General features: G+C 58.5%; 10 protein-coding genes. 3 read left to right on the top strand and 7 right to left on the bottom strand.

Annotated features, from left to right (window positions below; translation table 11 throughout):
• Positions 1 to 145: 145 nt before the first annotated feature.
• Together U9R25_11850 and U9R25_11845 are read left to right on the top strand one after the other, a co-directional pair.
• Positions 146 to 2,239, top strand: coding sequence for a hypothetical protein (locus tag U9R25_11850; protein ID MEA3336597.1), 2,094 nt, complete (start codon positions 146 to 148; stop codon positions 2,237 to 2,239).
• A gap of 170 nt (positions 2,240 to 2,409) precedes the next feature.
• Complete coding sequence (locus U9R25_11845) at positions 2,410 to 2,835, top strand: OsmC family protein (GenBank protein MEA3336596.1); 426 nt, start codon at positions 2,410 to 2,412, stop codon at positions 2,833 to 2,835.
• Positions 2,836 to 3,178: 343 nt separating this feature from the next.
• Here the strand turns inward: U9R25_11845 and U9R25_11840 are convergent, their stop codons facing one another.
• The 7 genes from U9R25_11840 to U9R25_11810 form a co-directional block, all read right to left on the bottom strand.
• A complete protein-coding gene (locus tag U9R25_11840) occupies positions 3,179 to 4,327 on the bottom strand; it encodes a uroporphyrinogen decarboxylase family protein (GenBank protein MEA3336595.1) in 1,149 nt (382 codons plus the stop codon).
• 47 nt (positions 4,328 to 4,374) lie between these two features.
• Complete coding sequence (locus U9R25_11835; protein MEA3336594.1) at positions 4,375 to 5,685, bottom strand: DUF4380 domain-containing protein; 1,311 nt, start codon at positions 5,683 to 5,685, stop codon at positions 4,375 to 4,377.
• Between the two features lie 2 nt (positions 5,686 to 5,687).
• Positions 5,688 to 6,911 carry an extracellular solute-binding protein gene (locus U9R25_11830; protein MEA3336593.1) on the bottom strand — a complete coding sequence of 408 codons (1,224 nt, stop codon included), beginning with the start codon at positions 6,909 to 6,911 and terminating at the stop codon, positions 5,688 to 5,690.
• A gap of 44 nt (positions 6,912 to 6,955) precedes the next feature.
• Positions 6,956 to 8,014 (bottom strand): ABC transporter permease, encoded by a 1,059-nt coding sequence (locus U9R25_11825; protein MEA3336592.1) that lies wholly within the window; start codon positions 8,012 to 8,014, stop codon positions 6,956 to 6,958.
• 18 nt (positions 8,015 to 8,032) lie between these two features.
• Positions 8,033 to 8,785, bottom strand: coding sequence for an ATP-binding cassette domain-containing protein (locus U9R25_11820; protein ID MEA3336591.1), 753 nt, complete (start codon positions 8,783 to 8,785; stop codon positions 8,033 to 8,035).
• A gap of 183 nt (positions 8,786 to 8,968) precedes the next feature.
• Positions 8,969 to 10,081, bottom strand: coding sequence for a substrate-binding domain-containing protein (locus tag U9R25_11815; GenBank protein MEA3336590.1), 1,113 nt, complete (start codon positions 10,079 to 10,081; stop codon positions 8,969 to 8,971).
• A 162-nt stretch (positions 10,082 to 10,243) separates the two neighbouring features.
• Positions 10,244 to 11,491, bottom strand: a complete 1,248-nt coding sequence (locus tag U9R25_11810) for a uroporphyrinogen decarboxylase family protein (GenBank protein MEA3336589.1) — start codon at positions 11,489 to 11,491, stop codon at positions 10,244 to 10,246.
• Between the two features lie 194 nt (positions 11,492 to 11,685).
• Between U9R25_11810 and U9R25_11805 the strand changes: the two genes are divergently transcribed.
• On the top strand, positions 11,686 to 12,111 hold the full coding sequence (locus tag U9R25_11805; protein ID MEA3336588.1) for a hypothetical protein: 426 nt from the start codon (positions 11,686 to 11,688) through the stop codon (positions 12,109 to 12,111).
• The last annotated feature ends 178 nt before the right edge of the window (positions 12,112 to 12,289 follow it).

The following is a 12,289-nucleotide window of genomic DNA, read 5'->3' as shown; positions in this document are numbered from 1 at the left end:
CCATGTCTCCCCCTCCCCGCGTCCCCGCGTCCTGCGCTCGCGGCATCAACGGCGCCAATACTGCGGGGCAAATTGACAGTCCATGTCACCTCGGATATACTGACCGATACAACGTGAAAAGGATTGCACAGCGGAGGGAAACCAAATGCTACCTCGATCCATATTCAGGATAGTCCTTATTATCAGCCTTCTGGCCCTGGTGAGCACTGGCCAGGCGGGAACTGCCTCCGCCGGGATCAATGTTTGGACCGGTATTGGACCTTTTTACAACTTTATTTCCACCCTGGCAATTGATCCGGCAACACCGACAACCCTTTATGCCGGAGCATTTTCCGGCGGCGTATTCAAGAGCACCAACGGCGGCGGGAACTGGAACGCGGTCAATGATGGCCTGACCTTTCCCACTGTTGGGGCCCTGGCGATCGATCCGGTGACGCCGTCCACCCTCTATGCTGGGACTTCCGGCGGCGGCGTGTTCAAAAGCACCAATGGTGGCGATAACTGGCACAACACCGGCCTGACCAATCCCATTATCAGGGCCCTGGTCATCGACCCGGCGACGCCGACCACCCTCTATGCTGGAACATGGGGCGGCATGTACAGGAGCACCACCGGCGGCGGAAACTGGCGCTCCATCAGCAGCGGTCTGGGCGGGCATTTAGGTGTTAACGCCCTGGTCATCGACCCGGCGACGCCCTCTACCCTTTTCGCTGGGACAGAATACGGTGGCGTTTTTAAGAGCATCGACAGCGGCGATAACTGGAGCGCGGTCAACACCGGCCTGACCGCAACTCGTATTTTTGCCCTGGCGATCGACCCGGCCACGCCCTCCACCCTTTTCGCAGCGACAGAAGGCGGCGGTGTCTTCAAGAGCATCGATGGCGGCGATAACTGGAGCGCAGTCAACACCGGCCTGATCACTTCCACTGTTTATGCTCTGGCCATCGACCCGGCCACGCCGACCACCCTCTACGCCGGAACAGGTGGTGGCGTCTTCAAGAGCATCAACGGCGGCGATAACTGGAGCGCAGTCAACACCGGCCTGATCACTTCCACTGTTTATGTTCTGGCCATCGACCCGGCCACGCCCTCCACCCTTTTTGCTGGGGCAGGGTTCGGTGGTGTGTACCGGAGCACCGACAGTGGCGTGAGCTGGAATGTCGTCAACAACGGTCTGAACTGGCGGCCTGTTGAAGTTCACTCCCTGGCCATCGACCCGGTGATACCGACCACCCTCTATGCCGGGGCATTGTGGGGTGGTGTGTACAAGAGCATCAACGGCGGCGGGAACTGGCACTACAGCGGCCTGGCCGGTTCTGTCCCTATTAATACTCTGGCCATCGACCCGGCGACGCCCTCCACCCTCTATGCTGGAACATGGGGCGGCATATACAGGAGCATCAACGGCGGTGGGAGCTGGAGCGCCATCAACGACGGCCTGACTTCTTCCACTGTTTTTGCCCTGGCCATCGACCCGGTGACGCCCTCCACCCTCTATGCTGGGACTGGCCTCGGCGGCGTAGTCAAGAGCATCAACGGCGGTGGGAGCTGGAATGCCATCAACGACGGCCTGACTTCTTCCGATGTTTGGGCCCTGGCGATCGATCCGGTGACGCCGTCCACCCTCTATGCAGGGACTTACAGCGGCGGCGTGTTCAAAAGCATCAACGGCGGTGGGAGCTGGAGCGCCATCAACGACGGCCTGACTTCTACCAATGTTCGTGCCTTGGCGATCGATCCGGTGACGCCGTCCACCCTCTATGCTGGGACTTCCGGCGGCGGCGTGTTCAAAAGCATCAACGGCGGTGGGAGCTGGAATGCCATCAACGACGGCCTGACCGGCACCATGGTTATGGCCCTGGCCGTCGACCCGGCGACGCCCTCCACCCTCTATGCAGGGATTATCGGCGGCGGCGTGTTCAAAAGCACCAACGGTGGTGGGAGCTGGAGCGCCATCAACGACGGCCTGACTTCTACCAATGTTATGGCCCTGGCGATCGATCCGGTGACGCCGTCCACGCTCTTTGCAGGGACTTACGGCGGCGGCGTGTTCAAAAGCATCAACGGCGGTGGGAGCTGGAATGCCATCAACGACGGCCTGACCATTCTCGGTGTCTCGGCCCTGGCCATCGACCCAATGACACCCTCCACCATCTACGCCGGTACAGGTGGTGGCGTGTTTGTCAATCAGCAGTTGGATAAACAGATTCATTTGCCGGTGATCCGGCGCGCCCAGTAGGATCCGGTCAAACTGGCGCAAGCCGGGGACAGTGGGTTAGTGGGCAGTGATCGGCAATCGGTAATCAGGAGGTTGTTAGGCGAGTATGTTACCATTAACCATGAACGGATGATGATTGCCTTGTAATCACCATCCGCCCGACAGACTCTCACAACTCATGGAGGAAAAAGATGGCAGTTCGAAAAGCACACGTGGTTTGGAACGGTACGCTGAAAGAGGGCAGTGGCACCATGAAAGGTGGCAGTGGTGCCTTTGATGTGGCCTATTCCTACACCACGCGCTTCGAGGAAAAACCAGGCACCAACCCGGAGGAACTGATCGGCGCTGCCCATGCCGGCTGTTTTTCCATGTTCCTCTCCGCCCTGCTGACCGACGAGGGCTTCACCCCAAACAGCATCACCACCACCGCCAAGGTCCACCTGCGCCAGGGTCCCACCATCACCCTCATCGAACTGGACACCGTGGCCGATGTACCCGGCCTGGACGACGCCAAGCTGCAGGAGCTGGCCCTGGCGGCCAAGGAAAACTGCCCCGTCTCCAAAGCCCTGGCCGGGCCGGAGATCCAGATGGCGGCAACGCTGGCCGGTGGGAGCTAGTCTGCAGCAAACTGCAACCGGTTACCCGTACATTTCACCGCCACGTGACCGTGTCGTTCGGGCAAGCTAACAATCCGGATCCGCCGCGATCAACTGCAGGCGGGTCCGGATCGTCTTTGTTTGCATGCAGGGAGAAGGGGACCTGAAACGCAGTCTGGAGCGCGCCAGCGCAATTGCGGCGTGAGTCAGGCGACGTACCGCCCCGACAGGGGCACCTTTCGGTGTGAGGTAAGTTCCCCGCGTCCCGACCTCTCGGTCCGCCTAGCTCCCGCACCGCTTGCTGCCTCTCGGCACGCCTGCTGGCGTAGCGTGCTGGCGCGTGTCTCCTCATCACCGCATCGCCTCAGTAAACGCCCTCTTCCTGCAGCGTCTCCCAGAAGGCCATGTAGTTCTCAGGTGATACTGTGGCCTGAGTGTTGTGGATGGGCGTGCAAACGAATCCACCGCCTGGGGCCATGATCTCGATGTTGCGGCGTGTATCCTCGCGCACTTCCTCCGGCGTGCTGCGATCGAACACGCGCTGGGTATCCACGCCCGCCCCCCAAAAGGAGATATCATTGCCGTATTCTTTTTTGATGGCGTCGTAGTCGATACCGGCGGCGCTCTTCTGCAAGGGATTGAGGACATCGATGCCCGATTCCTTGAGATCCCAGAGAAGGGGCAGCAACGCGCCATCACAGTGATAGAATAGCTTGGCGTTGGTGCGGGCCTTCATGAAGGAAAATAACCTGGTGTGGCGCGGCTTGATGTACTGGCGATACATATCAAGCGAGAAGAAGAGATTCTTTTGCCCGGCCAGGTCGTCCGCCTCGATCACCACATCCGCCAGATCGCCGATCTCATTGAATACATTCTCCCAGTAGATCATCTTCAGCTCGACCACTTGATCCATGATGTACTCAGCCAAATCAGGATAGAGATAGAAATCGGTGAAGTATTTCTCGAAGCCGCGGGTCCAGGCATGCATTTCTGATACGCCTGCTGACAGTGAACCAACCACCACCGCTTTGCCCTGTTCAATGGTCTCCAGGGCGCGTTCCCGCAGGCCTGCAAACCGGTTGGGATCACCGGCATCGGGCCAGGTGTAATTGGCGGCGATTTCCTCAGCCGTTTCAAAGGGTGCCAGCGGCCAGGAATACATATCGTAATAGAGGCCGCCCTTCTTGGGGCTGCGCCAACCGATACCCCACTCATCGGTATAGGCGGTGTAATCGCCCTCGTCCCTGTAGACCAGATTGTACTTGGCGGATGAGCGAGGGGCCACGTTGTGGATATCGATCTTCAGCAGGTCGGCCACGTCATCGTCGATGGCGGCCAACTGCTGGATGCTGTCCACCACCCTGATCTCGACCTCGGGCAGGCCCAGGTAGGCGCGCAGATTCTTGTAAGCGATCCTGTGCATGCCTGACATGGGCGTGCCCCCCAGGTCGAAGGGGACACGGTCAGGTTCCTGGTGGTTGAGTGCGGTTTGTACACGTTCTCGGGAATTCATGATTTCTCCATTTGCATACGTTCAAAGATCACTTGCCAGCCATTTCGTCAACCCTGTTTCAGGTGAACGCTCGCCAGCAGACGGGACTGGCGGTCGCTCACGGCGGTGGCTTGCAGTTCCAACACTGTCGCATCGAGGGAAAATGGCAGCGACGAATCAACCGTCGCAGATTCCAGGGGGCTGACACTACCCAGTGAGACTCTGTATTTCTCATTCCCTGTTTCATCCTTGCCGACCAAACTGAGTTCTGCATAGTCGAACACACCGAACACGCCACCTACCCGAAAATCGCCATTTTCCCCTTGCACGCTCAAGACCTGGAACGAGCATCCGCCCGGCTGCACATCCACCACCCGACCAGGTAAGCGGCACGCGCCCCATTCGATCCGGAAAGAGCGGCGCTGGCCTGGCTGGAAGGTAAAAAGCGGGCTGAGTACCTCGGTCTCCATGTGGAAAACCTGGCTGTCCTCGAAGCTGAGATTGCCAACAACGCCTCTGCCGGTCGTCCAGCACTCTACTGTGGCACCGTCGTCAGGATATACCGCCGCAGGGTCGTAGGTAAAACGCTCGGCAAAGGTGTAGCCTGCTCTCTCATTGCTGAAGGCAATCCAACCACCGGAGGAATCGATGCCCACCTTTCCCATCTCGCTGAGGTAGCGCCCGACGAACAATCCCGTTTCAGGCTCAACCTGCCATTGTGGATTGTCCTGCGACCCGAACATGACGGAGAAACCACGGGGAAAACGGCTGGCAGGATTGAGCGGGGCCGTGACGACGCATGAAGTGTCGGGCTGTAGCGAACCATCCGACGCCTCGTGCTCGGCTCGCAGCTGCACTACATCCCAGATACTCCAGCGAATCCTTCTATCCGAGATGTTGGTAAAGGACAGGTCCAGGGTCAGGCGGCTGCTGCCCCGATGCAATGTCAGGCGGCGCGTGATCTGAAGGCCGGTGCGGGGGTCTGGCGGGCTGACCATCTCGATGGCGGCCGAGTCAGGTGTGGATGTCAGGTCGATCACCTGAAAGCGGCCAGAGTCAAGAATCGGGTCGGGCGGGCCGTGCCATTGCTCGTCGTTGTCCCAACCCTGGGGAGAGGGCCAGGTCTTGTCGCCGCCATAGTTCTTCCAGGCTGCCAGCGAGCCGTCGCCCAGATTCTCCTCTGCCCCAAACAGCTTCCCTGCCAACGCCCGTTCAACGTAAAGATATGGAAATTCGCCCAGGTCGTAGGCCATGATACGGCCGCCAAGGTCGGGGACCGCTGCTACCGTGACCAGGCCATTCTGCAGATAAACAGCCTTCCAGCCGCGAAATTCCCCATGTTCCACCCGGCAACCTGGTATCGCAGAAATAGATTTCATCACTAATCCGGCGGGCCCAAAGCACTGACCCGCTGCTGAGCATGTCGCAGGGCCTGGCGGGCAGTCTGTTCACCGGCCAGGGCGAGGGCGCATTCCTCGCCGATGATATCTCCGACGAGCAGTCCCTGCCGCGGTGTTGGCCGCTCGGCGCGGGCGATCGCCCGCGTGTTTCGGGTTGTTTCCACCAAATTGGCCGGGAAACGAGCTACGAATCGCTCATCTTCCAGCACCGACCTGCGTGCAACCTCGACCATGCCGCTGCGCAGGGCGTCATCCAGCACAGCTTCCGCCGAACAGAGCAACCTGGCCAGTTCCCAGGCCGCATCCTTCATTGGAGATTTCGCCGGGATTGCATAGGGAGGGCAATAGAGTCCGGCATGGCGCGTGCCCAGCGGTCCAGCGGGGACCAGCGCTGTGCTGGTTCCATCTGCAATCGGCCCGCCATGTTCATAAACCATCGAAGCTTCGTTTGCAGGCTCAATCACCATGGCCGCCTTGCCGCCGAGATAACAATCCATGCACTCGACGAAGCCGAATTTCCAGGATTCCGGCGGGCCGGCGCGATGCAGCAGGTCGAGATAGTTTTCGAGAGCGGCCAGGAATTCGGGCGTGTCCAGAGTGGGTCTGCCTGTGTCGTCGTACCATTTGACGCTCCAGGCCGGCGCCCAGGTAGAGCCAATCGTCCAGAAATTCAATCCGCAACTGGGAGCGCCCCGCAAGGTAATACCGTAGAATTCCTCCTGCCCATCCGCACGCACTGCCTCCTGGATGGCGAGTGCCGTGTCAGTCAACTGCTGCATCGTCTGCGGCACCTCAAACCCGTGGCGCTCAAACAAGTCCTGGCGGTAGATGAGCACACTTGCGACGGCGGCATAAGGCAGGCCATACAGGCGCCCCTTGTAACTCAGCGCATCCAGAACCGCCGGCTCAAAATCACTCAAGTCATAATCATCCGCAGTGACAAGGCCATCCAGAGCTTCCGCTATGCCTTCCCGTGCATACTGCATCAGCATGATCTCATCTGCGCCGACGAGGTCGAAAGGTGGCTCATCCTGGCGGAAACTGCGGTCAATCAATTCCCAGAACTCAGGGATCTCGCTCAGGACAACCTCAACCTTGACGCCGGTTCGCTCTGTGAACGCCTGAACTGTGCGCCGGATATTCTGAAATGGGGCCCAATCCTCCTGCAAGACCCGCACGATAGTTCCTGGCTCAAGCGTAGGCATAGCTGGTTCTCCCGGTCAACAAGATGAGTGTTGCGTGGATATCGCTACGTAACACGGCGGCGGATGAGCGTATCGGCCAGCACCGCCAGAACGATGATGGCGCCCTTGGCCACAGGCTCCAAATAGGCGCTGGCGCCCAGCAGCACCAGGCCATTCGTGATCATGCCGATAATCGCTGAACCGAGCAGGGTGCCGAAGATGCTGCCGGAGCCGCCCCACAGTGGCGTGCCGCCGATGACGACCGCTGCGATAACATCCAGCTCGAGGCCCTGCCCGGTGAGGGGAAAGCCGCTACCGACCTGGCCCAGAAGCAGCCCGGCGGCGACACCGCACAGCGCGCCTGTCATCACGAAACAGAGGGTTTTGACGCGCTTGGTAGGAATGCCGGAAAGAACGGCAGCCTCCTCATTGCCGCCGGTAGCAAAAACATGAGCGCCGAACTTGGTCTTACGCAACAAAAACCCCGCTGCGATGGTAAGAACCAACATCCAGAAAATCTGCGCCGGTACCGTGTCGAAAAGGCGCCCATCTGTCAGCGTGGGAAAGGAATGGTCATCAGCCAGCTTGAGAGAGATGGGCCAGCCGCCGCTCAGCAACAATGCTGCGCCTCTAAGTATGCTCAAGCTGCCGAGCGTGACGATAAAGGAGGGAATGCCAAATTGCGTTGTCACAAATCCGTTTATGAAACCGATGAAACCGCCCAATACCACGACCAACCCCATTGCTATCCAGGGGTCGACCGAGTTCTTGGCGATGAGCGTTGCCAAAGCGACCGCCAAAAAACCATAGATGGAGCCAACCGACAGGTCGATCTCCCTGGAAATGAACAGAAAGGTCATACCGATGGCAATAATCTGCAGAATCGATATCTGCCGCGCCACCAGCATCACGTTGGGAACAGTCAGGAATAGCGGAGTCGCCAACGACAATCCTGTGAAAATGAGAAGAGCCGCAATCAGCGTACTCGCCCCGCGCGCGCGCCTGAGAAAGGAGGAGCGGGAGGAATCCTCCGCGATTGTCTTATCCTCAGCATCTGCGCCCAAATCATCCAAAAGTGCATCGACTTCTTGATGATCGATAAGCTTTTCCGGGTCTTGATTCATATCATCACCTGATTCGTTCTAGGAAAACTCGGCGCCGACGATGAGATGAACGATCTCGGTTGCGGTGACCTCTTCTCGCTGGCGAATGCCCACCAGCCTGCCTCTCCGTAACACGACGATTCGATCCGCTACAGAGAATATATGTTCCAGATTGTGGCTGATGACGATGATGGCGAATCCCTGCGACTTCAAGCGGGCAATCAGCCGCAAAACCTTACGCGTTTCCTCGATGCCCAGGGCTGCGACCGGTTCATCCATGATGATCATCCGCATACCCTGGCGTTGGTTGAGCGCCCGCGCGATGGCGACGGCCTGTCGCTGGCCGCCCGAAAGCATGCCGACTTCTGTGTGCACCGAGGGGATGTCGCTGCGCAGTTCGTTTAAAACCCGGCCTGTTTCCTCGACCATCTTCTTTTTATCGAGCACCAACCCTCGCGTCAGCTCTCGCCCAAGAAAGATATTCGAGGCAACATCCCGCTGATCCACCAAAGCCAGGTCTTGATAGACTGTCGCGATGCCCGCCTCCAATGCATCCCTTGGGTTGTGAAACTCAACGGGCTGTCCGTCGATGCGAATCTCACCGGCGTCGGGTTGATGGGCGCCGGAAATAACCTTGATGAGAGTCGATTTGCCGGCGCCATTGTCGCCAACAAGAGCGATGACTTCCGCTTCAGCGATATCGAAATCAACGCCTTGCAGTGCTTTCACATGGCCAAAGTGCTTTTCAATACCTCGCAATTCGAGAAAAGGTCTGCGGTTGTTGTCGGTCACAGGTTTTCCAACCTCCATCGCTATCGTCAATCGAAAGCTATAGGCAAACCCCATGCAAACCAACCAGGTTCAGTTGCGATACCTGTCATCACGCGACGGTGTAAACTGGCCTGAAGGTTATGCATGGGGCTCTGTCTGCTACGGCACCGGATCGTGGCGCGATAGATGGGACTTCAATGCGCCTTAGCCGCCGGTTTCAAGGTCGAAACCAAGCTCCTGGCCGGCTTCTTTCCACAGCGTTTCGCGCTCGATAACGGCATCGATGGTCGATGCATCGATGAGTTCGGCGCCGGTATCGATGTCGCTGGCGGGATAACCTCGCTCCAATTGCTGGAAGATCAGGGCGGCAGTGAGGAAACCCTGGCCATAGGGATTCTGGCCGATGGAGAAGTCGACGGAGCCATCCTTGATATTCGTCATGGTGGCGTCAAGCAGGTCGTAGCCGCCCACGGCAAATTGACCTACCAGGTCATTCTTCTTGGCCCAATCACCGACGAAGGTGTGGGTGAAGTCGGCGGCCAACCAGCCTACGATCTTGTCGCCGTCGGCTGCCCACTTGGCCTCGAAGTCGGCCATCGCCTGGTCTGGTTCAGTGGTAGTTGCCAGCGCCTCGGTGGTGAAGTTGGTGCCGAATTCCTCGTTGTAGCGTTGCAGGCCTTCGGTGCCGGCGCTGTTGCGGGTCTCCAGGGCGAAGTGGCCGGGAGCGATGATGGGTTGTACGACCAGGCCTTCCGTTTTGCCAGTGTGTTCGGTGATGTACTTGCCCAGCTCATAGCCGGCGATATGCCCGGCCTGGACGAAATCCTGCCCGACATAGGCCACGCCGGTTTCCTCTTTCACTCCAGGCGCCCGGGTGTTGAAGAGAACTACGGGAATACCTGCCTCTTGCGCCTGGCGAATAGGATCCAGGAATGCATCGCTATCCACAGCAGTGAATCCGACAGCGTCGGGTTGGGCCGCTAGAGCATTGTACTGGTACTCGATGGTCCCCTGGGTGTCATGGATGGTTGGCCCAATGAACTCGGTCTCCCACCCCGCCATCTCGCCAAAGTCCTTCAGGCCGATGATGGCAGGGATGAAGAAAGGATTGAGGTCGTGAGTGACGAAGATGACCTTTCGTTTCGGGCCTTCCTGTTCCGCCGGTTCCGCGGCTGTATCTGGTGCCGCGGCCGGCGCTGCGGCAGGCACAATAGGCGCGGCGCAGCCCGCCAGAATGATCACGACAGCAGCAACTGCCATGAACGTCAAGGCAACACGCATGCTAATCTCTTTTCGAGATTTCTTTTCGGTAGTCATGGTTCCTGTCCTCCATTTGATGGGTGAGATGGGTTGAAAGAGTTAGGTAAATCATCAAGACAGAACTTACCTGAATAATCCCTCGATGGAGCGGCGTTGATTTGTTTCGACCATATCCTTGATGAGGAAGGGATTGTCCAGATAATGTCTGACTGCCTCCAATTAGTAGGAATCGTCGCCTCGTACCGTCTCGTACATGGCGACGATGTTTTCGACAGGCACGTTGGCCTGAACATTGTGAATGGTATTGAACACAAAGCCGCCACCTTCACCGAAAACCTCGATGCGCTCGCGCACTTCGCGGCGCACCTCATCGGGCGAGCCATTTGGAAAGGTCTGCTGCGTGTCCACGCCGCCGCCCCAAAAGGTGATGCGCTCGCCAAACCGCTGCTTCAACTCCTGCGGCTGCATGTTGGCCGCCGAGGTTTGAACCGGGTTGAGAATATCGAATCCGACCTCGATGAAGTCGTCGATGAGCGGCATGATAGAGCCGCAGGAATGAATGAATGTTTTCCAGCTGGTGTTGGCATGGATCCAGCTGTTAACTTCACGGTGGAAAGGTGCGTAGAGGTCCCGATAGGACCGAGGTGAGATGAAACAGCCGCGCTGCATGCCGAAATCGGTAGCGGTGACGATGATGGCTGTCACATTTTCGCCCACAACCTCATGGATGCGTGTCAAATTCTCCAGCCCGATCTCGCATTGCCGCTCGAACACCTGATAGACGTAGTCGCGTCGCGCAATGGTGCTGATGTACCATTCCTCCACATCGCGAATACCGCGGGGATCCTTGAGCCAGGGGGCCGGAACGAGAGCAATGTCGCCAAAACCAGTGCCGCCGAAATTGGCCAGCAGCGCCTTATCGGTGCTTGTGTACAGCCGCTCTGCCTCAGCGCGGAGATATTCGAGGTCTTCATCGGAAATGGGACCGAATTCCTCGAGATTATCCTCGACGTTCAGATTGTCATCGTCGATAAACGGCTGGCGGATGATGGCATCGAAGTACCAGCCCCCTTTGGGCATCCGTCCGCTGGGCGCTACCGATCTGTCCCCCTCCGGATACATCATGATATCGCCGTTTTCTTGCGGCTCGGTATTGAAGCCACCGGGAACCAGCACCGGAGCGCCATCAAAGGTCGTCCACGGTTTCCAGTCCACATTGCGAAAACCGAAAATCGTCCTGTTTCCCTGCAACGGAACCACGTCCACCCCCAGCACCTCCATCAGATCGGCCTTGACCTCGCCCAACATCTGATACGGCTCGATGACCTTGACCGGTGTACCGGGCTCATCCAGACCCAACGCCTGACGCAGTTGATAGACCGCACTGGCCGCCATGCCGGTCACAACACTTCCTGCCAGATCCAGGGGAACCCGGTCTGGCTGGCGGTGAGTAAGCGCTAAATTCACTCGTTCTCTGGAGGTGATCAACAGAAGGCGCCTTCTGATGGACGGGCAGAAAATCGGATCAAGCGGATTGAGCGTTTGGTGAGAAAACAGCTGCTGGTTCAACTGGTGTGTCCGATAACGGAAATTTAGCACGAAATCGTTTCTGAGTCAAGTGAAAACCGGCAAGACAGAGTTCGGAATGTCAGAATGTCGGAGTGTCGCAGCGTCCCCCTATCGCCAAGTCATTGCGACGCTACGCCACGCCAGCAGGCGTGCCGGGAGGCACGGCAGCAGCCGATCCGAGAAGAATGCTTGAGCCCGCCGTCCACGAACGGGGCCACGAATGCACGAATTGCGCGCAGGTCATTCGTGGATGGCAACCGTCCCTCGTGCGGGCGACCCAGGTCAGTCCCGGCTACGACGCCGAGTTTGTCACGGCCATTGCCCTGGTAGCCGGAAGCGTCGGCCTGCTCACCGGCCAAAGTTGGAGCCAGTGGCTTTATCTGGTCGCTATCGGCATGTTGTTCTACACCGTCATCGTCAGCCCCGGTTACTACGCCGAAAAGGACGAGTGGCCAATTGTCGCCATGTTCGCTGTCATTCTGGTCCTGGCGCTGGCATCGCTCGTCCTGATAATCTAAACCCGACCTTGACTCGGAAGACCCCGATATGAATGACGCAGGTGTTGCTTTTCAGAGTGTCAGAGTCTCCGCATCGCCGTATCGCCGCGTCTCCGCGTCTCCGTGTCCCCGTGTCTCCGTGTCCCCGCGTCCCCGCGTCCCCATGTCGCCGCGTCTCCCCATTCTGGCGCGAGTCATG

Source organism: Chloroflexota bacterium (assembly GCA_034717495.1).
GTDB lineage: Bacteria > Chloroflexota > Anaerolineae > JAAEKA01 > JAAEKA01 > JAYELL01.
This window is presented reverse-complemented; position numbering and strand designations above follow the sequence as displayed.

Bases quoted from the DNA above. Each gene is read 5' to 3' on its own strand.
- U9R25_11850 (MEA3336597.1), top strand. From the start codon at position 146: ATGCTACCTCGATCCATATTCAGGATAGTCCTTATTATCAGCCTTCTG.
- U9R25_11845 (MEA3336596.1), top strand. From the start codon at position 2,410: ATGGCAGTTCGAAAAGCACACGTGGTTTGGAACGGTACGCTGAAAGAG.
- U9R25_11840 (MEA3336595.1), bottom strand. From the start codon at position 4,327: ATGAATTCCCGAGAACGTGTACAAACCGCACTCAACCACCAGGAACCT.
- U9R25_11835 (MEA3336594.1), bottom strand. From the start codon at position 5,685: ATGAAATCTATTTCTGCGATACCAGGTTGCCGGGTGGAACATGGGGAA.
- U9R25_11830 (MEA3336593.1), bottom strand. From the start codon at position 6,911: ATGCCTACGCTTGAGCCAGGAACTATCGTGCGGGTCTTGCAGGAGGAT.
- U9R25_11825 (MEA3336592.1), bottom strand. From the start codon at position 8,014: ATGAATCAAGACCCGGAAAAGCTTATCGATCATCAAGAAGTCGATGCA.
- U9R25_11815 (MEA3336590.1), bottom strand. From the start codon at position 10,081: ATGACTACCGAAAAGAAATCTCGAAAAGAGATTAGCATGCGTGTTGCC.